Raw genomic sequence first — 19,357 nt, 5'->3', positions numbered from 1 at the left:
GATCCTACTCCGCCGGCTGGGTTGTGCGACCGGACGTGGCCGTGCGCGGGCGATACTCGCGCCGCCGACGGCGCCCGAGCCGGTCGCCCGCCGCGGTCAGGCCGCCCAGCACGCCCCGGGGCAGGAAGATCGTCACCAGCACGAACACGCCCCCGAGGAAGAAGAGCCAGATCTCGGGCGCCCAGCCGGTGAGCAGGGTCTTCGCCGCGTTGACGAGGATGGCGCCCAGCGCCGCGCCCGCCAGCAGGCCGCGCCCGCCGACCGCGACCCAGATCACGATCTCGATCGAGTTGGCCGGGCTGAACTCGCCCGGGTTGATGATGCCGACCTGCGGCACGTAGAGCGCGCCCGCCACCCCCGCCATCATCGCCGAGATGGTGAAGACGAACAGCTTGTAGCTCTCGACCCGGTAGCCGAGGAACCGCGCCCTCGCCTCGGCATCGCGGATCGAGACGAGGACCTGGCCGAGCCGCGACGTCACGATGAACCGGCAGATCAGGAACCCCGCCGCCAGCGCCAGCGCCGAGGCGACGAAGAGGCCCGCCCGCGTGGCATCGGACTGGAGGCTGAAGCCCAGCAGGTCCTTGAAATCCGTGAGCCCGTTGTTGCCCCCGAACCCCATGTCGTTGCGGAAGAAGGCCAGCATCAGGGCATAGGTCAGCGCCTGCGTGATGATCGAGAGATAGACGCCGGTGACGCGCGAGCGGAAGGCGAGCCAGCCGAACACGAAGGCGAGCGCGCCGGGCACCAGCACCACCATCAGGCAGGCGAACCAGAACATGTCGAAGCCCCACCAGTACCAGGGCAGCGCGTCCCAGTTCAGGAACACCATGAAGTCGGGCAGGACCGGGTGGGCATAGACCCCGCGCGGCCCGATCTCGCGCATCAGGTGCATGCCCATGGCATAGCCGCCCAGTGCGAAGAAGGCGCCGTGGCCGAGGCTGAGGATGCCGCAATACCCCCAGATCAGGTCGACCGAGAGCGCCAGCAGCGCGTAGGTGAGATACTTGCCGAACAGCGAGACGGCGAAGCTGGACAGGTGCAGCGCCGATCCGGGCTCGGCCGCGAGATTGGCCATCGGCACGGCGACGGCGGCAACGGCAATCAGCGTCAGGAACACCACCGAGCGGGTGTCGAGGAGGCGCGGGGCGGTCATCGGCGGCTCTCCGGCGCGTGAGGGTTGGATGCGGGGGCGCTCATTGCTCGACCGCCCGGCCCTTGAGGGCGAACAGTCCCCTTGGTCGGCGCTGGATGAACAGGATGATGAAGACCAGCAGCAGCACCTTCGCGAGCACCGCGCCGGCATGGGGCTCGAGGAACTTGTTGACGGCGCCGAGCGTGAAGGCGCCGGCAAGCGCCCCCCACAGGTTGCCCACGCCCCCGAACACCACGACCATGAAGCTGTCGACGATGTAGCCCTGCCCGAGATTGGGCGAGACATTGTCGATCTGGCTCAGCGCCACCCCCGCCAGCCCCGCGATGCCCGCGCCCAGCCCGAAGGTCAGCGCGTCGACCCAGTCCGTGCGCACGCCCATCGAGGCCGCCATCCGCCGGTTCTGCGTCACCGCCCGCATCTGCAGCCCCATCGGCGTGCGCTTGAGCACCGCCAGCAGCAGCGCGAAGACCGCGAGCGCGAAGATGAGGATCCAGAAGCGGTTCCAGGTGATCGCGATCTGCCCGATTTCGAAGGCGCCCGACATCCAGGACGGGTTGCCGACCTCCTTGTTCGTCGGCCCGAACACCGAGCGCACCGCCTGTTGCAGAATCAGCGAGACCCCCCAGGTCGCGAGCAGGGTTTCCAGCGGGCGGCCGTAGAGGTGGCGGCAGACCCCGCGCTCGATCGCGACCCCCACGGCGCCCGAGACCAGGAAGGCGAGGGGGAGGGCGATGGCGAGCGACCAGTCGAACAGGCCGGGCGCTGCGGCGCGGATCGCCTCCTGCACCACATAGGTCGTGTAGGCGCCCAGCATCACCAGTTCGCCATGCGCCATGTTGATGACGCCCATCACCCCAAACGAGATCGCAAGCCCGATCGCCGCGAGCATCAGCACCGAGCCGAGCGAAAGCCCGTACCAGAGGTTCTGCGCCGTGCCCCACAGCGCCCTCACCCGCTCGACCTCGGCGCGGCCCGCCTCGGCTGCGGCGGCAAGCGCCGCGTCGGGCGAGGCGGCGGCGGCCGTCAGGATCGAGAGCGCGTCGCGGTCGCCGCGGGCGACCAGTCGGTCGATGGCCTCCCGCTTCTCGGCCAGCGGGCGGTCGGACGCCATGACGCTGGCCGCGCGCGCATCCATCATCGCCGCGCGCACCGCCGGGTCGGTCTCGCGCGCGAGCGCCGCGTCGAGGGCCTCGATCTGGCCGGGATCGGCGCCGGCGAACACCCTGGCCGCGGCGGCGAGGCGGCGGGCGGGGTCGGGACTCATCAGCGTGAGTGCGCCAAGCGCTGCCGCGATGTCGCGCCTGAGCGCGTTGTTGACCTTGATCTTCTCGCCGTCGCGCCGGCCAAGCGGGCCGATCTCGGCGCCGGTCAGCGGATCGACCGCGACCGTTTCGCCGCTACGCTCAATGCCGCGCACCACCCGGCCGTCGGCCTTCAGCGCGAAGAGCTCGCCTGCCGCCAGTGCCTCGAGCACCCCGGCCGCGCGGTCGTCGCCACTCTCTGCGATCGCCGCGATGACGCGGGCGCGGTCGGGATAGCCGCCTGCGGGCAGCTGCGCGACGAGCGCCTCGAGCGGCTGGGCGAGAGCGGCGCCGGATGTCAGGAGGGCCGCGAGAAGGCCGAGGGTGAGGGCGAACATGCGCATCTGGGGCGGGCTCCGGTCGGCGTGGCGGCGGGGGATGCTGGGGACGGGGCGAAGCGCCCCTTCCCAATCCCTCCCCGCAGGCGGGGGAGGGGGTTTGGCACGCCGCAGGGGGGCAGCGCCCCGGGTCCTCACCTGCGGGTGGGCGCACGGCCCAGCAGGCCGTGCGGTCGCGTCAAGCGGGGCTCAGTTGGTGCCGCCGCCGCACTGGCCGGTCCGGGTGTTGAAGTTCCCGCAGGACATCGGCGCGCGCCAGTCGGCGATCAGCGGCGCCGAGTCCGGCAGATAATCGGACCACTCGTCGCCGACCACGAGGCCCGAGGTCTCCCACACCACCTCGAACTGGCCGTCGGCCTGGATCTCGCCGACCAGCACCGGCTTGGTGATGTGGTGGTTCGGCATCATCGCCGAGAAGCCGCCGGTCAGGTTGGGCACCGCGACGCCAACCAGCGCGTCGATCACTGCGTCGGCGTCCGTGGTGCCGGCCTTCTCGACCGCCTTCACCCACATGTTGAAGCCGATGTAGTGCGCCTCCATCGGATCGTTGGTGACGCGGGTCTCGCTGCCGATGAACTTGTGCCAGGCCTCGATGAAGGCCGCGTTCTCGGGCGTGTCGACCGACATGAAGTAGTTCCAGGCCGCGAGGTGGCCCACCAGCGGCGCCGTGTCGAGGCCCGCCAGTTCCTCCTCGCCGACCGAGAAGGCGACCACGGGGATGTCGGTGGCCTTCACGCCCTGGTTGCCAAGTTCCTTGTAGAACGGCACGTTCGCATCGCCGTTGATGGTCGAGACCACGGCGGTCTTCTTCCCGGCCGAGCCGAAGCCCTTGATGTCCGAGACGATGGTCTGCCAGTCGGAATGGCCGAACGGGGTGTAGTTGATCATGATGTCCTCGGGCGCCACGCCCTTGGACTTGAGATAGGCCTCGAGGATCCGGTTCGTGGTGCGCGGGTAGACATAGTCAGTGCCGGCCAGCACCCAGCGCTCGACACCCTCGGCCTCCATCAGATAGTCGACGGCCGGGATCGCCTGCTGGTTGGGGGCGGCGCCGGTGTAGAACACGTTGCGCTGGCTCTCCTCGCCCTCGTACTGGACGGGGTAGAACAGGATCGAGTTCAGCTCCTCGAAGACCGGCAGCACCGACTTGCGGCTAACGCTGGTCCAGGCGCCGAACACGGCCGAGACCTTCGAGACCTCGATCAGCTCGCGCGCCTTCTCGGCAAAGAGCGGCCAGTCCGAGGCGGGATCGACCACCACGGCTTCGAGTTTCTTGCCTAGGAGCCCGCCCTTCCTGTTCTGCTCCTCGATCAGCATCAGCATGACGTCTTTCAGAGTCGTCTCGGAAATCGCCATCGTGCCCGAGAGCGAGTGGAGGACGCCGACCTTGATCGTGTCCTCCTGCGCCGTGGCGGCGGGCGCGGCTCCGAAGGCTGCCGCCGCCAGGGCGGCGAGGCCGAGGGCCGAGCATGTCATCTTCTTCATGGTGTTCTCCTCGCGGGGTCGGCAGCCCCCCGGAACGCGCCCGGCCCGCGTGAGCATGTGTTGCCGGGCGAGGCCGGGACGCCTATGTCCCGCCTGCAGCCATCGTGTTGCACCCGTGTGGCGGCGGTTGCGATGTGGAAGTCCACCGCCGTCACACACCCCCTCGAAACCCCGGATTCACACCCAACCTCGATGCGACCTCCTGCGAATGCGTGGGAGCGAATCGACGCTGCCACCGCGGATGCGGGGGGTCAAATCGTTATGATGAAAATAACGTCAAAAATGATACATTGCATAAAATTATTTCACTTATGATGGTCAAATTTCGAATTATGATCATCGACTAGGCACATGCGTTGGTGCGGAACCAGAACCTTCGGGTTCTCTGGCCGCGCGGCGAATCCAGCAGCACACCTATCCGCCGCGGTCACGACCCCCGTCGCGGCGTCGAGAGACACCGCGCCGCCGACGGCGTTGGGGCGGGTGGCGCATGGTCGGCCGGCCGCGCGCGCCACCCGCGCGGGCGCCACCAGATCGCGCCGCTGCGGCATGCCGCGGCGGAAACCTCGGCGGCGTTGCGTGTGATGGGGTCTCAAGCCACTGAAATCAATACATTGTCCAGGACCCGCCGAGCCGTCCCCCGGCCATGGGAGGGCTCGGTCCGAAACTGTCATGAAAGTGTCGAATTTTGTTCACCCGGTCGAAATCTTGCTCCAATATCCCGCAAAACGGCTGAAATCCCGGGAGAGGAAGCAACCCATGAAACGTATCGTGTCCGCAGTCGCCGCCGGCCTCGTTCTGGCCGCCACGCCGGCCCTCGCAGAATTCAAGCTCGACAGCCGTTACACCGATGCCGATGGCGACCTGATCGCCGACATCCCCTCGGACCCCTCCCAGCAGGTCGACCCGTCCACGCTGATCTTCGCCTACACCCCGGTCGAGGACCCGGCCGTCTATGCCGAGGTCTGGGCGGGCTTCCTCGAGCACATGGAGACGCTGACCGGCAAGAAGGTGCAGTTCTTCCCGGTCCAGTCGAACGCCGCCCAGATCGAGGCGATGCGGGCGGGACGGCTGCACATCGCGGGCTTCAACACCGGCTCGAACCCGCTCGCGGTCGCCTGCGCGGGGTTCCGGCCCTTCACGATGATGGCCTCGGCCGACGGCAGCTTCGGCTACGAGATGGAGATCATCACCTATCCGGGCTCGGGCATCGAGAAGGTCGAGGACATCAAGGGCAAGAGCCTCGCATTTACCTCCGAGACCTCGAACTCGGGCTTCAAGGCGCCCTCGGCCCTTCTCAAGGCCGAATTCGGCATGGAGGCCGGCAAGGATTTCGAGGCCGTCTTCTCGGGCAAGCACGACAACTCGATCCTGGGCGTCGCGAACAAGGACTACCCGGCCGCGTCGATCGCGAACTCGGTCAAGGCGCGCATGATCGAACGCGGCGTCGTGACCGAGGACCAGCTCAAGATTGTCTACAAGTCGCAGACTTTCCCGACGACCGGCTATGGCATCGCCCACAACCTGAAGCCCGAGCTGCAGGAGAAGATCAAGGAAGCCTTCTTCACCTTCCCCTGGGAGGGTTCGAAGCTGGCCGAGGAGTTCGCGAAATCGGGCGAGGCGCAGTTCATTCCGATCACCTTCAAGGACAACTGGGCGGTGATCCGGCAGATCGACGAGGCCTCGGGCGTCTCCTACACGTGCAATTGACGTATCAAGCCTGACAGTGCCGGGCGCGGGCAAATCCGTCCGCGCCCGGTTTCTTTCTCTCCAAAGTGACCCGAGGGCTGGATGCTCACCGTCGACGCGCTGACCAAGACCTACAAGACCGGCGACAAGGCCCTCAGGGCCGTGGGTTTCACCGTCCCGAAGGGCCAGGTCGTCGGGCTCATCGGCCCGTCGGGCGCGGGCAAGTCGACCCTGATCCGCTGCATCAACCGCCTGGTCGAGCCGACCGAGGGGCGGGTTCTGCTCAACGATCTCGACGTCACCGCGCTGCCTGCCGCGGGGCTGCGGCGCGCGCGGCGGCGGATCGGGATGATCTTCCAGGAATACGCGCTGGTCGAGCGCCTGACGGTGATGGAGAACGTGCTTTCCGGGCGGCTTGGCTATGTCGGTTTCTGGCGCAGCTTCCTGCGCCGCTTTCCCGAGACGGACATCGAGAACGCCTTTCGCCTGCTCGACCGGGTCGGGCTGATGAGCCATGCCGACAAGCGCGCCGACGCGCTCTCGGGCGGGCAGCGTCAGCGCGTGGGCATTGCGCGGGCGCTGGCTCAGGATCCCGAGCTTCTGCTGATCGACGAGCCCACGGCCTCGCTCGACCCCAAGACCTCGCGCCAGATCATGCGCCTGATCGTCGAAATCTGCGCCGAGCGCGGCCTCCCCGCGATCATCAACATCCATGACGTGCTGCTGGCCCAGCAGTTCACGCAACGCATCATCGGGCTCCGTGCGGGCGAGGTGGTGTTCGACGGCGACCCCGCCGCGCTCGACGAGAACGTGCTGACCCGGATCTATGGCGAGGAGGACTGGACCGCCATGCGCCGCGCCGCCGAGGAGGACGACGCCGCCGAGCGCGACGCCGCCGAGCGCATGGCAGGCATGGTCTGAGGGGCCCGCGATGTCCGTGACCACCTATCCCCGCACGTGGCGTCGCCCGCCCACGATGATCCGCGACGCCCGGCTGCGCTATGCCCTCTACGCCGGCATCCTCGTCTACCTCGTGCTGGCGGTCGGGTCGGTCGAGGTCAACTGGGCGCGCGTCTGGGAGGGGCTGGACCGCGGCTGGCGCTTCGTTCTGGGTTTCCTGCAGCCCGACTTCACCAGTCGCTGGCGCGACATCAGCCAGGGCCTGGTCGAGAGCCTGACGATGACCATGACCGCGACCGTCGCGGGAGTGATCATCTCGGTGCCCATCGGCATCGGCGCCGCGCGCAACCTAGCGCCGCGGCCGGTCTACTACCTCTGCCGCGGCATCATCGCGCTCAGCCGCTCGTTGCAGGAGATCATCATCGCGATCCTGTTGGTCGCGATGTTCGGCTTCGGCCCCTTCGCCGGGTTCCTGACGCTGACCTTTGCGACCATCGGCTTCCTGTCGAAGCTGCTGGCCGAGGACATCGAGGACATCGACGAGGCGCAGGCCGAGGCGATCCGCGCCACCGGCGCCTCGTGGTGGCAACTGGTGAACTACGCGGTGCAGCCGCAGGTCATGCCGCGGCTGATCGGCCTCGTTCTCTACCGCTTCGACATCAATTTCCGGGAATCCGCAGTGATCGGCATCGTCGGCGCGGGCGGGATCGGGGCCACGCTGAACACCGCGATCGATCGCTACGAATACGACAGCGCCGGGGCCGTCCTGCTGATCATCATCGCCATCGTGATGGCGGCGGAATATTCCTCGAGCCATATCCGCAAATGGGTGCAGTGACATGCCGGTGACCGAGACTGCACGCGGGCCCGTCTGGCAGCTTCGCACGCCGAGGGCCCGCCTCCTGATGTGGCTCGGATGGTTCGCGGTCGTCGCCCTGACGGTGTGGTGCTGGCAGGTGATGACGAAGGACACGATCTGGGCCTTCGTCGCAGATGCCCCGAGCCAGGCGGCCGACATCGGCGCGCGCGCCTTCCCGCCGCGCTGGAGCTATGCTGAAAAGCTGTGGCTGCCGCTGTGGGACACCATCAACATCGCCACGCTGGGCACCATGCTGGGCGTGGCGATCGCGACGCCGGTGGCCTTCATGGCGGCGCGCAACACGACGCCGAGTGCGATGTTCGCGCGGCCAGCGGCGCTGTTCATCATCGTTGCGTCGCGCTCGATCAATTCGCTGATCTGGGCGCTCCTGCTGGTATCGATCCTGGGACCGGGCCTTCTGGCCGGCATCATCGCGATCGCGCTCCGCTCGATCGGCTTCGTGGGCAAGCTGCTCTACGAGGCGATCGAGGAGACCGATGCCACGCAGATCGAGGCGATCGAGGCCACGGGGGCGTCCGGCGCGCAGCTTCTGACCTATGGCTACTGGCCGCAGATCGCGCCGGCCTTCTGGGGCATCTCGGTCTTTCGCTGGGACATCAACATCCGCGAGAGTGCGGTGCTGGGCCTCGTCGGCGCGGGCGGGCTGGGCCTGCAGCTGCAGGCGTCGCTCAACGTGCTGGCCTGGCCGCAGGTCACGATGATCCTGATCGTGATCCTGGGCACGGTGGTGTTCAGCGAGTGGGTCTCGGCGCGCGTGCGCCACGCCATCATCTGAGGCCCCGGCGCCGCCTGCACGCGGGTGGCAAGTCGCGACGCTCCGGCCACAACCCTTGGTCGAGCGGTGCGGCGACGTTATCCTCCGGGCAGTCAAACGGAGGTGCCAGATGCGATTCCCCCTCATCTGCGCGGCGGCCATGGCGATCGCCGCGCCCGCCGCTGCCGAGACCTACGCGACCGGGCTCGGCACGATCTCGGACCGGCTCACCGTCGAGGGCGGCGGTGCGGTGATGATCACCGGATCGGCGGTCGCCGAGCTCGCCTCGGGCGGCTCGGTCACGGCCACCGTGCTGGTCGATGGCGCGCCCTGCGCGCGTTCGATCCGCGACGGAGTCGCCGGGATCGCGATGGCGAAGGCAAGCTGCCTGTTCGCTGCCGAGGCCGGGCGCACGCATGTGGTCGAGCTGGTCGAGTCGCACGACGCCGGCAGCTCGCGCCGCTCGACCCTGCGCACGCGGCTGGTCGCCGATCCCCTGATCCCCGGAACCCTGCTCGGCGAGGCGTCCGGCAACCGGCTCGCCGGCGCCTCGGTCGACGCCGGGATTGCGCTGGCGATCGCCGTCTCGGGCTCGGCCGAGATCGAGTTCGCCGATGCCCCTGGGAGCTTGACCGGGAGGTCGGGCGTCGGCAGCCTCGAGGCGGTCTCGCGCCGGGGCGAGGCGGTCGAGCTGTGCTTCGAGGGCGCCTTCAACCAGTTCCGCGAGCCGCCCGCGCGCATGTCCTGCACCGTCGCGGCAGCCGAGGGCGAGCGGGTCGAGATCGGTCTCGCGGCCCCGGTGGGCGGCGGCGCACGGGTGGCGGGCGCGCGGCTGGTGCTGCGGACGGCCGAGTGAGGACCTTCAGCTCTTGAGCCGGTAGCCCGTCGCGATCCAGCGGTAGGCCAGCCACCACAGCGCGGCATTGAGCGCGGTCGTCACCCCGAGGCCCAGCCAGGGGTCGGCATCGGCCACGCCCAGCGCGCCGTGGCGGAACCCGTCGATCAGGTAGAAGAACGGGTTCAGGTGGCTCAGCGTCAGGAACGGCTCGGGCAGGACGCGGATCGAGTAGAAGGTGCCTGAGAGGAACGACAGGGGCGTGACGACGAAGTTGGTGATCGCCGCCATCTGGTCGAACTTCTCGGAATAGATCCCCGCCAGCAGACCCAGCAGCGCGAGCATGAGCGAGCCCTGCACCGCGAAGGCCAGCGCCCAAAGGGGGGCTGCGAGGCCGACGCCGACGGCCGGGAAGATCAGCGCGCCGATCGCCATCGCGCAGGCCAGCCCGCGCGTGGCACCCCCCAGCGCATAGCCGGTGAGGATCTCGCCCGGCGACAGCGGCGGCATCAGCGTGTCGACGATGTTGCCCTGCACCTTCGAGATGAGCACCGAGGATGAGGTGTTGGCGAAGGCGTTCTGGATCACCGCCATCATCAGAACGCCGGGCGCGAGGAACATCTCGAACGGCACGCCTTCGACGGGGCCACGCCGCGCCGAGAAGGCGAGCGTGAACACGATCATGAACAGCACCGAGGTGGCCATTGGCGCGAGGATCGTCTGGCTGTAGACCGACACGAACCGCAGCACCTCGCGCTTGTAGAGCGTCCAGAGCCCGAGCCAGTTGACCGCGCCGAAGCGGCGCACGCCCATGCTTTCCTCGCCACCCATCGCCGTCTCCGCTGGTTGCTCTCTCCGGGGCGACTTGTAACGCGCCAGCCAGTGCCTACAATAGGTCCAGTCCGATCAGCCGGGCGCGCCGGGGTCTGCGGGAAGCGCCCGGCGCCCGGTTCCGCCACCACGAAGGAGTTCCGAATGTCCTGGACCGACGAGCGGGTCGAGAAGCTCAAGGAGCTGTGGGCCGACGGTATGAGCGCGAGCCAGATCGCCAAGCAGCTGGGCGGCGTGACCCGCAACGCGGTCATCGGCAAAGTGCATCGGCTGGGCCTGTCGAACCGCGTCGCCGGCGGCGCGCAGACCGCTGCCGAGGACCCGCCGGCGCGTCCGGCCGCCGCCGCCGCGCGGCCGGCCGGAGACGGCGTGTCGGGGCGGGCGGCGGCGGCGGCCGCGGCCGATCCCGCCGATGCCCCTGCGCCCGCTGCGGCCGCGGCGCCGGCCGGCAGGCCGTCGCCCGAGGCGGCAGCCGAGGCCGCGTCGCCCGAGCAGTCCCGCCGCGAGCCGGCGATCCGCGACGCCACGCTGCCGCGCCCCCCGGGCCCGCCCACGCCCGAGGAGGAAGAGGCGCGCGAGACGCTGGCCGAGATCGAGAAGATGGCCCGCCGCCTCGACCTGCTGGACCTTACCGAGCGGACCTGCAAATGGCCGATCGGCGACCCGACGGACGATGATTTCCACTTCTGCGGCTTGCCCTCGGTCAGCGGCAAGCCGTATTGCGAGCACCACGTGCTGGTCGCGTTCCAGCCGATGTCGACCCGGCGCGACCGCGGCCGCGCGATGCGCTGAGGCGCTCCGCCGGCCGCGGCGGCGCCGTTACGACGAATAGGTCTCGTCGAGCGCGTAACCCGCCGCGCGCACGGTGCGGATCGGGTCGCGCTCGCCACGCGCGTTCAGCGCCTTGCGCAGGCGCCCGACATGGACGTCCACGGTGCGCGCCTCGACATAGACGTCGCGTCCCCATACCAGGTCGAGCAGCTGCTCGCGCGAGAACACCCGCCCCGGCCGCTGCATCAGGCAGTCGAGCAAGCGGAACTCGGTGGGACCCAGATGCACCTCGCGCTCGCCCCGCCGCACGCGTCGCGTCTCGCGGTCGAGCACCAGATCGCCGAAGGTCGCAACATCGGCGGCAAGCGTCGGCCGCGTCCGGCGCAGGATCGCGCGGACCCGCGCGACCAGTTCGGGCACCGAGAATGGCTTGGTGAGGTAGTCGTCGGCGCCGGTGTCGAGGCCGCGGACGCGGTCCTCCTCCTCGCCGCGGGCGGTCAGCATGATGACCGGAATGTCGCGGGTCTGGGGCCGGGCGCGGATGCGGCGGCAGATCTCGATCCCCGAGAGCCGCGGCAGCATCCAGTCGAGCAGGACGAGGTCGGGCTTCTCCTCCTCCATGGCGATCAGCGCCTCCTCGCCGTCGCCCGCGACGCGCACGTTGAAGCCTTCCTTGCCGAGGTTGTAGTCGAGAAGCGCCGCGAGCGCCTCCTCGTCCTCCACCACCAGGATCCGTGCCGACATCCTCCAGCCTTCCTTCGTCGCGACGACGTCCATTGTCTGCGCCCTCAATCCGGAATGCCGGGCATCTCGCCCAGCGGGTCGCCCTTGGGCCGGTCGTCGCCGAGCGGCTTGCCCTCGACCACGAAGTAGGTCATCTCGGCGATGAAGGTGGCGTGGTCGCCGATCCGCTCGAGGTTCTTGGCGACAAACAGAAGCTGCGAGCAGAGCGAGATGACCCGCGGGTCCTCCATCATGTAGGTGGTCAGCTCGCGGAACAGCGAGTTGTACATCTCGTCGATCTCGACATCGCGCTTCCAGACGGTGACGGCGAGCGCGGTGTCGCGCGAGGTGTAGGCGTCCAGCACCTCCGAGAGCAGCTGCTGCACCTGCTTGCCCATCCTGAGGATCGAGCCCGTGACCTTCAGCGGCTGTCCCTCGACCAGGATCTGGGTGCGCTTGGCGATGTTCTTGGCGAGGTCGCCGATGCGCTCGAGCGTCGAGGATACCTTGAGGGCGGCCACGATCTGGCGCAGGTCGTTCGCCATCGGCTGGCGCAGCGCGAGCATCTGGATCGCGTCATGCTCGAGCCGCGTGTCCATCGCATCGAGCCGGTTGTCCGAGGCGATCACCCGCCGCGCGAGATCGGCGTCGCGCAGCCGCACGGCTTCGAGCGCCATGCCCAGTTCCTCCTCGGCCAGTCCGCCCATTTCGGAGATGCGGGCATTGATGGCCTGGAGCTCCTCCTCGAACGAGGTGACGATGTGCCTGCTCATGGGTCTACTGCCTCTCCGTCTGTGCCGTCTCAGCCGAACCGGCCGGTGATGTAGGCCTGCGTCTTCTCGTGATCGGGGTTGGTGAACACCTTGGCGGTGTCGCCGTATTCGAGCATCGAGCCGAGGTGGAAGAACGCCGTCTTCTGGCTCACCCGCGCGGCCTGCTGCATCGAGTGAGTGACGATCACCACCGAATAGCTTTCGCGCAGCTCGTCGATCAGTTCCTCGATCTGGGCGGTGGCGATGGGGTCGAGGGCCGAGCAGGGCTCGTCCATCAGCAGGACCTCGGGCGCGGTCGCGATGGCGCGGGCGATGCAGAGACGCTGCTGCTGGCCGCCCGAGAGGCCCGTGCCGGGCTCGGCGAGGCGGTCCTTCACCTCGTTCCAGATCGCGGCCCGGCGCAGCGAGCCTTCGACGATGCCGTCGAGATCCGCCTTGGTGGCGGCAAGGCCGTGGATGCGCGGCCCGTAGGCCACGTTGTCGTAGATCGACTTGGGGAAGGGGTTGGGCTTCTGGAAAACCATGCCGACGCGGGCGCGCAGCTGGACGGGATCGACCTCGCGCGCGTGGATGTCCTGGCCGTCGAGGGTGATCTCGCCTTTCACGCGGCAGATGTCGATCGTGTCGTTCATCCGGTTGAGGCAGCGCAGGAAGGTCGACTTGCCACAGCCCGACGGCCCGATGAAGGCGGTCACGGCGTTGGCGAGGATGTCGATCGACACGTTCCGGATCGCCTGCGTCTCGCCGTAGAAGACGTCGACGCCCTGGGCGCGGATCTTGGTGGCGGTGGCCATCTTTTGCATTCTCCGCTCGTCCTCGTTACCAGCGCCGCTCGAAGCGCTTGCGCAGCAGCACCGCGAGGCTGTTCATCGCGATCAGGAACACCAGCAGCACGCAGATCGCCGCCGAGGTGCGCGACACGAAGCCGCGCTCCGGGCTGTCGGCCCAGATGAAGATCTGGGTGGGCAGCGCGGTCGCGGGCGACATGACGCTGTCAGGTGCCTGGGTGATGAAGGCATTCATGCCGATCAGCAGGAGCGGCGCGGTCTCGCCCAGCGCCTGCGCCATGCCGATGATCGTGCCCGTCAGGATTCCCGGCATCGCCAGCGGCAGCACGTGGTCGAGCACGACCTGGTGCTTCGAGGCGCCGACGCCCAGCGCCGCTTCCCGGATCGAGGGCGGCACCGCCTTCACCGCCGCGCGGGTCGCGATGATGATCGTGGGAAGCGTCATCAGCGCGAGCGTCATGCCGCCCACCAGCGGCGAGGAGCGCGGCAGCCCGAACCATCCCAGGAACACCGCCAGCGCCAGCAGGCCGAACACGACCGAGGGCACGGCGGCGAGGTTGTTGATGTTGATCTCGATGAGGTCGGTGAGCCGGTTCTTCGGCGCGAACTCCTCGAGATAGACCGCCGCCGCGATGCCGATGGGGAAGGACAGCAGGAAGCAGACCATCAGCGCGTAGAACGACCCCCAGAGCGCGCCGGCAAGCCCCGCCTGCTCGGGGAAGCGGCTGTCCGCATTGAGGATCAGACCGAGATTGAGGGGCTTCGAGATTCGCCCCTCGGCGTCGAGACGGTCGAACCAGGCAATCTCGGCGTCGCCGAGCCGGCGGTTCTCGGCCGGCGTCGCGCGGTCGATCGCGCCCTTGGCAAGCTGGTCATAAGGGTCCGACACCAGCACGTCGAGCGTGAGGGTCGAGCCGATCAGCGAGGGGTCGGCCACGACGCGGTCGCGCAGGTCGTATTGCACGCCGTTGCTGATGAGGTTGGCGAGGTCGCGCTGCTGGGTGCGCCCGGTGACGTCCGGGAACAGTCGGAACACCGCGTCGCGCGTGATCGCGCGGTAGTTCCCGGCCTCGGGTTTCGCGGGATCGACATGATCTGCCGAAATCTCGAACTCGAGCGTGACATGGGTCTGCTGGAACGCCAGCGCACCGTTGTAGACGAGCGAGCCCACCAGGATCAGCAGCATCAGCGCGGCAAGGCCCAGGGCGCCCGCGCCAATCGCCTTTAGCCGAAGGTCGCGGCGGTGGCGCCGGGCGATGCCGCGGAGTCGCGCGGGCTCGTTCCAGTCGACGCTGTGGGCGATGGCGGTCTCGGACATCCGGCGATCCTCAGTCATAGAGTTCGCGGTACTTGCGCACGACCCTGAGCGCGAGGACGTTGAGCGCCAGCGTCACGATGAACAGCATGAGCCCGAGCGCGAAGGCCGCGAGCGTCTTGGGATTGTCGAACTCGCTGTCGCCGATCAGCAGGGTCACGATCTGCACCGTCACCGTGGTGACCGAGTCGAGCGGGTTGATGGTGAGCGTGGCGATCAGCCCCGCGGCCATCACCACGATCATGGTCTCGCCGATGGCGCGGCTGACGGCCAGCAGCACGCCGCCGACGATGCCGGGGATCGCGGCCGGGAACAGCACCTTGGTCATCGTCTCGCCGCGCGTGGCGCCCAGCGCGAGCGACCCGTCGCGCAGGCTGCGCGGCACCGCCGAGAGGGCGTCGTCGGCGAAGGACGAGATGAAGGGGATCAGCATGATGCCCATCACGCCCCCCGCCGCGAGCGCCGTGTTCGGCGAGACGTCGATGCCCGCGGCCGCACCCGCGCCGCGAATGGCGGGCGCGACCACGAGGATCGCGAAGAAGCCGTAGACGACCGTCGGCACGCCGGCGAGGATCTCGAGCACGGGCTTGCCGATGCTGCGCACGCGCGCGCTCGCGAACTCGTTGAGATAGATGGCCGACAGAAGCCCGATTGGCACCGCCACGACGAGGGCGACCACGGTGATGACGATGGTGCCGAGGAACACGGGCAGCCAGCCGAAGGCGCCGGCGCCGGCGATCTGGTCCTCGCGAAGCGGGATCTGCGGCTCCCAGTTCAGGCCGAACAGGAACTCGGCGACCGGGACGCGCTCGAAGAAGCGCACGGATTCGTAGATCAGCGAGGCGATGATCCCCGCCGTTACCAGGATCGCGACGCCCGCGCAGGCGATCATGATCCAGCTCGTGATCTCCTCGACGCGATGGCGCGCCCGGAAGTCGGCGGCCACGCGTCGGCGGGCGATGTAGAGGCCGATGCCGCAGACCAGGAGCACCGAGATCCAGAGCGCGGCCCGGAAGGTGCCGCGCAGGCTGGTGTAGTATTCGGCGGCGGCGAACTTCCAGGGCTCGGGCTCGCCGAACACGTTGCCGGCCGCGATGGATTTGACCTCGGCCTCGATCAGCGAGAGCTTGCCGGCGTCGAGGCCGGCGACGCCTTCGGCGGGCAGCGAGGCCATCACCACGGCGTCCACGATCGGCCCCTCGAAGGTCAGCCAGACGAGGACGAACAGGAAGGCGGGCAGGCCGGTCAGCAGCAGAGCATACGCCCCGTGAAATCCCGGCAGCGAGTGAAACCGCGCCCCACTCCCGAATGCCTGGCTGCGTGCGGCCTGACGGTTAACGACGTACCCCGCGATGGCGGCGACGAGGATCAGGAGGAAGAGGTAGCCGATCATCGGAGCTTCCGGGCGGGGGGCGCGGCTCGCGCGCGGGATGCGGCCGGCGCTGGCGCCGGCCGCGGGGTTCGGATCGGGCTCAGGCGCCCGGGGCGTCCATCTTCTTGCCGGCAAGCGCCGCGTCCTGGACCGCCTTGCGGCGCTCGTCGCCGAGCGGGATCAGCCCGCGGTCGGAGAGGTAGCCGCCAGGGCCCATCGCCGCTTCCGAGACGTACTCGGTGATGAACTCGTCGAGGCCCGCGATCACGCCGCGATGCGCGTTCTTGACGTAGAAGAACAGCGGGCGCGAGATCCCGTACTCGCCCGAGGCGATGGTGTCCTCGTTCGGCGCCACGCCCTCGATGGCGACGGCCTTCAGCGTGTCCGAGTTCTCGAACAGGAACGAGTAGCCGAAGATGCCGAGCGCGCTGGGGTCGGCCTGAAGGCGCTGGACGATCAGGTTGTCGTTCTCGCCCGCCTCGATGAACGGCCCGTCCTGGCGCATGCGCTGGCAGACCGACTTCTTCGCGTCCTTCTCGAGCGCCTCGACGGCCTCGAAGGTCGCGCAGCCTTCCTCCATCACCAGTTCCACGAAGGCGTCGCGCGTGCCCGAGGTCGGGGGCGGGCCGAACACCTGGATCTTGGCGTCGGGTAGGGCGGGGTCGATCTCGCTCCACTTGGTGTAGGGGTTCGGGACGATCTTGCCCTCGACAGGCACCTCGGCCGCGAGCGCGAGGAAGAGCTGGGCCTTGGTGACGTCGATCTCGGGCGCGCTCGATGCGTGGGCGACCGAGAGGCCGTCGAAGCCGATCAGCACCTCGGTGATGCTGTCCACGCCGTTCTCGGCGCAGAGCTTGAACTCGGACGCCTTCATCGCGCGCGAGGCGCCGGTAATGTCGGGATGACCCTCGCCAATGCCGCCGCAGAAGATCTTCATGCCGCCGCCGGTGCCGGTCGACTCGACTACGGGCGAGGCCTGGCCGGTCTTGTTGGCGAATTCCTCCGACACCGCCTGGGTGTAGGGGAAGACGGTCGAGGAGCCGACGATCCGGATCTGGTCGCGGGCCGCGGCGCTTCCCGCCATGGCGAGGGTCGCGATGGCGGTGGCCGCCATGCCGATGCTGAATTTGGTCACGGGGTGTCTCCAGTCCTGCGTTGCCGGCACCGGCGTCCCGGGGGGCGGCCGCGTGCCTGGTGAGTCGCTCGCGAGAGGTTCCGTGCCTCCCGTGGGGGCCTGCCTAGACGCCGCTTACAACAGTTTGATGACAGTTTGATGATGCTGTCACGTCATCTCAAGGGGCCCATTCTCCCACGGCACAAGGCGTCGCGGCGGGACACTGGGGCGATGGACGTTCAGCCGCCCGAGGCCAGCCGCAGCTGCGGCGCCCCGGCCGCCGCGGGGCGGCTCGCCGGCTCGGCCACCGGAAGCCACACCGTGAAGCGCGCGCCCAGCCCTGGGGCGCTTTCGATCGCGAGCTGGCCGCGATGGCGGTTCAGGATGTGCTTGACGATGGCGAGCCCCAGCCCCGTCCCGCCGCGCTCGCGCGAGCGCGAGGCCGAGACGCGGTAGAACCGCTCGGTCAGTCGCGGGATGTGCTCGCGGGCGATGCCAGGGCCGTCGTCCTCGATGGCGACGCCCAGCATGCCCGGGCGGTCGGGATCGTCCGCAAGCAGCCTCACACGGACCTCGGGCGAGGGGCGGCCGTAGCGCAGCGCGTTCTCGATCAGGTTCACGAAGACCTGGCACAGCTCCTCGCGGTTGCCGGGAACGGTCGGCAGGTCGTCGGGCGGGGGCGCGACGATCCGCATGCCTGCTGCATCCGCCACGGGGCGCAGCGACTCGATGGCTTCGTGCAGGATCCGCGTCACCGGCTGGGGCGTGCGCGGGTGGACGCGCTCGTTGATCTCGATGCGGTTGAGCGAGATCAGGTCCTCGATCAGGTGCTTCATCCGCTGGGTCTGGGCCGCCATCATGCCGAGGAACCGTGCCTGAGCCTCGGGGTCGTCCTTCGCGTGCCCCGTCAGCGTCTCGATCAGGCCCGAGACGGCGGCGAGCGGGGTCTTGAGCTCGTGGCTCGCATTCGCGACGAAATCGCGGTGCAGCTGCTCGGCGCGGCGGGTCTGGGTGCGGTCCTCGATGACCACGAGCACGCGGATCGCCTCGGTCGCCGGGTCGGGCGCCGCGTCGAGTGCGATCACATGCGCCGCGAGGTCGAGCTCGGCCGCCCGTGTCAGCCGGAAATCGACGGGGCCCTCGACGGCATCGCCCTGGCCGCCGTCGCGCGCGGCGTCGATCGCCTCGAGCAGGCGCGGCACGCGCAGCGCGGCGGCCGGGAAGGGGGGCGGCGGCAGGGTGCCGAAGACGCGCCGCGCGCTGGCGTTGAGAAACACGGCACGGCCCGCGGCATCGACCAGCAGCACCCCATGCGGCATGTGCTCGAGGATCGCGGGCGCTCCGCCCGGCAGTGCCGCGGCCCCCCGCGAGCGCGACGACGGCCGCACGGGGCCCACCGGGGGCGCCGCGGCAGCGCCCGGCCGACGCGCGGGCCACGCCCCCGTCAGCCAGCTTCCGGCGAGCGCGCCCGCCGCCGCCGCGAGCGCCGCGACCGGCAGCGGTGCCGCAGCCGCGCCGGCCCCAAGCGCGGCGGCCGCGGCGCCGACGCCTGCGGCCAGCACATCGAGATTGCGCGAATGGATCACGCCCTGCACGCCTCGCCTGATTTGGATCGGTTTTTCCGCAGCATATCACAGCCCGAGTCGCGCGATTAACTGGAATTGCCGTCATCGGAGCTTCATATAGAGGCGACGATCCGCGCGGGGCCGCGGCAGCCGGGGATGGAAAGATGATCCGCTACGCACTGAGATGCGCGCATGGCCACGGCTTCGACGCCTGGTTTCGCAACTCGTCGGCATTCGACGAGCAGCTGGCGGCCGGTCAGATCGGCTGCGCCGTGTGCGGCGAGCGCGAGGTCGGCAAGGCGGTCATGGCCCCCTCGGTCGTGTCGGGCGGCGCCGCGCCCGAGTCCGGCACCGCGACCGGGCTCGGGCTCGACCGCCCCGCCTCGCCGCTCGAGCGCGCGCTGGCCGAGCTGCGCCGCCGGATCGAGCAGGAGTCGGATTACGTCGGAGACGACTTCGCCGCCGAGGCCCGGCGCATCCACGAGGGCGAGTCGGACCAGCGCCCGATCTGGGGCGAGGCCACGCTGGGAGACGCCCGCGCGCTGGTCGAGGACGGCATACCCGTCGCGCCGCTGCCCTTCATCCGGCGCCGGGACGACTGATCCGCCCGGCCCCGGCCTGACGCTACGGCAACACCCCCGTTCCGCGGCACCGCCGCCGTTGCCGGGGCCTTGTCGCAAGCGAACCCTGCCGCTATAGACCCGCGCGAAGTGAACCCCGGCCGCGAAGGCCGCGACCGCCGCGGTCGCACCCGCAGGAAGCTGCCC

The 19,357-nt window shown here is 69.3% G+C and carries 18 protein-coding genes; 7 read left to right on the top strand and 11 right to left on the bottom strand.

The features are described 5' to 3' along the window. Positions 1 to 4: 4 nt before the first annotated feature. From urtC to urtA, 3 genes are all read right to left on the bottom strand, one after another. A complete protein-coding gene (gene urtC / locus M1105_RS14730) occupies positions 5 to 1,156 on the bottom strand; it encodes an urea ABC transporter permease subunit UrtC (RefSeq protein WP_249581139.1) in 1,152 nt (383 codons plus the stop codon). 40 nt (positions 1,157 to 1,196) lie between these two features. After that, on the bottom strand, positions 1,197 to 2,801 hold the full coding sequence (urtB, locus tag M1105_RS14725; protein WP_249581138.1) for an urea ABC transporter permease subunit UrtB: 1,605 nt from the start codon (positions 2,799 to 2,801) through the stop codon (positions 1,197 to 1,199). Positions 2,802 to 2,984: 183 nt separating this feature from the next. Then, positions 2,985 to 4,280 (bottom strand): urea ABC transporter substrate-binding protein, encoded by a 1,296-nt coding sequence (gene urtA, locus M1105_RS14720; RefSeq protein ID WP_249581137.1) that lies wholly within the window; start codon positions 4,278 to 4,280, stop codon positions 2,985 to 2,987. Positions 4,281 to 5,039: 759 nt separating this feature from the next. On the opposite strand from urtA, the gene phnD reads away from it, so the two are divergent. The 5 genes from phnD to M1105_RS14695 all read left to right on the top strand — a co-directional run bounded on the left by phnD (position 5,040) and on the right by M1105_RS14695 (position 9,359). Continuing rightward, positions 5,040 to 5,990, top strand: a complete 951-nt coding sequence (gene phnD, locus M1105_RS14715) for a phosphate/phosphite/phosphonate ABC transporter substrate-binding protein (RefSeq protein WP_249581136.1) — start codon at positions 5,040 to 5,042, stop codon at positions 5,988 to 5,990. Positions 5,991 to 6,071: 81 nt separating this feature from the next. Beyond that, complete coding sequence (gene phnC, locus M1105_RS14710; RefSeq protein WP_249581135.1) at positions 6,072 to 6,890, top strand: phosphonate ABC transporter ATP-binding protein; 819 nt, start codon at positions 6,072 to 6,074, stop codon at positions 6,888 to 6,890. Between the two features lie 10 nt (positions 6,891 to 6,900). Continuing rightward, the gene (gene phnE, locus M1105_RS14705) at positions 6,901 to 7,707 is read left to right on the top strand and encodes a phosphonate ABC transporter, permease protein PhnE (RefSeq protein ID WP_249581134.1); all 807 of its coding nucleotides are present in this window, start codon (positions 6,901 to 6,903) and stop codon (positions 7,705 to 7,707) included. A gap of 1 nt (position 7,708) precedes the next feature. Continuing rightward, positions 7,709 to 8,524, top strand: coding sequence for a phosphonate ABC transporter, permease protein PhnE (gene phnE, locus M1105_RS14700; RefSeq protein WP_249581133.1), 816 nt, complete (start codon positions 7,709 to 7,711; stop codon positions 8,522 to 8,524). A gap of 109 nt (positions 8,525 to 8,633) precedes the next feature. Continuing rightward, positions 8,634 to 9,359 (top strand): hypothetical protein, encoded by a 726-nt coding sequence (locus M1105_RS14695; protein ID WP_249581132.1) that lies wholly within the window; start codon positions 8,634 to 8,636, stop codon positions 9,357 to 9,359. Between the two features lie 6 nt (positions 9,360 to 9,365). Here the strand turns inward: M1105_RS14695 and M1105_RS14690 are convergent, their stop codons facing one another. Continuing rightward, entirely contained in the window at positions 9,366 to 10,169 is an 804-nt protein-coding gene (locus M1105_RS14690) for an ABC transporter permease (protein WP_249581131.1), read from the bottom strand. A gap of 144 nt (positions 10,170 to 10,313) precedes the next feature. On the opposite strand from M1105_RS14690, the gene M1105_RS14685 reads away from it, so the two are divergent. Continuing rightward, a complete protein-coding gene (locus M1105_RS14685) occupies positions 10,314 to 10,961 on the top strand; it encodes a GcrA family cell cycle regulator (protein ID WP_249581130.1) in 648 nt (215 codons plus the stop codon). Between the two features lie 27 nt (positions 10,962 to 10,988). Here M1105_RS14685 and phoB read toward each other — a convergent pair whose 3' ends face one another. From phoB to M1105_RS14650, 7 genes are all read right to left on the bottom strand, one after another. Beyond that, a complete protein-coding gene (gene phoB / locus M1105_RS14680; RefSeq protein WP_249581129.1) occupies positions 10,989 to 11,684 on the bottom strand; it encodes a phosphate regulon transcriptional regulator PhoB in 696 nt (231 codons plus the stop codon). A 44-nt stretch (positions 11,685 to 11,728) separates the two neighbouring features. After that, a complete protein-coding gene (phoU, locus tag M1105_RS14675) occupies positions 11,729 to 12,436 on the bottom strand; it encodes a phosphate signaling complex protein PhoU (RefSeq protein ID WP_249581128.1) in 708 nt (235 codons plus the stop codon). Positions 12,437 to 12,465: 29 nt separating this feature from the next. Continuing rightward, the gene (gene pstB / locus M1105_RS14670) at positions 12,466 to 13,239 is read right to left on the bottom strand and encodes a phosphate ABC transporter ATP-binding protein PstB (protein ID WP_249581127.1); all 774 of its coding nucleotides are present in this window, start codon (positions 13,237 to 13,239) and stop codon (positions 12,466 to 12,468) included. Between the two features lie 16 nt (positions 13,240 to 13,255). Next, positions 13,256 to 14,542, bottom strand: a complete 1,287-nt coding sequence (gene pstA, locus M1105_RS14665) for a phosphate ABC transporter permease PstA (protein ID WP_249581126.1) — start codon at positions 14,540 to 14,542, stop codon at positions 13,256 to 13,258. A 10-nt stretch (positions 14,543 to 14,552) separates the two neighbouring features. Next, on the bottom strand, positions 14,553 to 15,932 hold the full coding sequence (gene pstC, locus M1105_RS14660) for a phosphate ABC transporter permease subunit PstC (RefSeq protein ID WP_249581125.1): 1,380 nt from the start codon (positions 15,930 to 15,932) through the stop codon (positions 14,553 to 14,555). Between the two features lie 79 nt (positions 15,933 to 16,011). After that, positions 16,012 to 17,046 carry a substrate-binding domain-containing protein gene (locus M1105_RS14655; protein ID WP_249581124.1) on the bottom strand — a complete coding sequence of 345 codons (1,035 nt, stop codon included), beginning with the start codon at positions 17,044 to 17,046 and terminating at the stop codon, positions 16,012 to 16,014. 218 nt (positions 17,047 to 17,264) lie between these two features. Then, on the bottom strand, positions 17,265 to 18,611 hold the full coding sequence (locus M1105_RS14650) for an ATP-binding protein (RefSeq protein WP_249581123.1): 1,347 nt from the start codon (positions 18,609 to 18,611) through the stop codon (positions 17,265 to 17,267). A 143-nt stretch (positions 18,612 to 18,754) separates the two neighbouring features. Between M1105_RS14650 and M1105_RS14645 the strand changes: the two genes are divergently transcribed. Further along, positions 18,755 to 19,192, top strand: coding sequence for a DUF1178 family protein (locus M1105_RS14645; RefSeq protein ID WP_249581122.1), 438 nt, complete (start codon positions 18,755 to 18,757; stop codon positions 19,190 to 19,192). Positions 19,193 to 19,357: the final 165 nt, after the last annotated feature.

Origin of the sequence: Thermohalobaculum sediminis, assembly GCF_023487995.1 — a bacterium.
GTDB lineage: Bacteria > Pseudomonadota > Alphaproteobacteria > Rhodobacterales > Rhodobacteraceae > Thermohalobaculum > Thermohalobaculum sediminis.
The sequence above is the reverse complement of the archived record's forward strand: the minus strand, read 5'-3'. Positions and strand labels throughout refer to the sequence as shown.

Excerpts from the sequence above, each read along its gene's own strand:
- urtC (WP_249581139.1), bottom strand. The coding sequence starts at position 1,156 with ATGACCGCCCCGCGCCTCCTCGACACCCGCTCGGTGGTGTTCCTGACG.
- urtB (WP_249581138.1), bottom strand. The coding sequence starts at position 2,801 with ATGCGCATGTTCGCCCTCACCCTCGGCCTTCTCGCGGCCCTCCTGACA.
- urtA (WP_249581137.1), bottom strand. The coding sequence starts at position 4,280 with ATGAAGAAGATGACATGCTCGGCCCTCGGCCTCGCCGCCCTGGCGGCG.
- phnD (WP_249581136.1), top strand. The coding sequence starts at position 5,040 with ATGAAACGTATCGTGTCCGCAGTCGCCGCCGGCCTCGTTCTGGCCGCC.
- phnC (WP_249581135.1), top strand. The coding sequence starts at position 6,072 with ATGCTCACCGTCGACGCGCTGACCAAGACCTACAAGACCGGCGACAAG.
- phnE (WP_249581134.1), top strand. The coding sequence starts at position 6,901 with ATGTCCGTGACCACCTATCCCCGCACGTGGCGTCGCCCGCCCACGATG.
- phnE (WP_249581133.1), top strand. The coding sequence starts at position 7,709 with ATGCCGGTGACCGAGACTGCACGCGGGCCCGTCTGGCAGCTTCGCACG.
- M1105_RS14695 (WP_249581132.1), top strand. The coding sequence starts at position 8,634 with ATGCGATTCCCCCTCATCTGCGCGGCGGCCATGGCGATCGCCGCGCCC.
- M1105_RS14690 (WP_249581131.1), bottom strand. The coding sequence starts at position 10,169 with ATGGGTGGCGAGGAAAGCATGGGCGTGCGCCGCTTCGGCGCGGTCAAC.
- M1105_RS14685 (WP_249581130.1), top strand. The coding sequence starts at position 10,314 with ATGTCCTGGACCGACGAGCGGGTCGAGAAGCTCAAGGAGCTGTGGGCC.
- phoB (WP_249581129.1), bottom strand. The coding sequence starts at position 11,684 with ATGTCGGCACGGATCCTGGTGGTGGAGGACGAGGAGGCGCTCGCGGCG.
- phoU (WP_249581128.1), bottom strand. The coding sequence starts at position 12,436 with ATGAGCAGGCACATCGTCACCTCGTTCGAGGAGGAGCTCCAGGCCATC.
- pstB (WP_249581127.1), bottom strand. The coding sequence starts at position 13,239 with ATGCAAAAGATGGCCACCGCCACCAAGATCCGCGCCCAGGGCGTCGAC.
- pstA (WP_249581126.1), bottom strand. The coding sequence starts at position 14,542 with ATGTCCGAGACCGCCATCGCCCACAGCGTCGACTGGAACGAGCCCGCG.
- pstC (WP_249581125.1), bottom strand. The coding sequence starts at position 15,932 with ATGATCGGCTACCTCTTCCTCCTGATCCTCGTCGCCGCCATCGCGGGG.
- M1105_RS14645 (WP_249581122.1), top strand. The coding sequence starts at position 18,755 with ATGATCCGCTACGCACTGAGATGCGCGCATGGCCACGGCTTCGACGCC.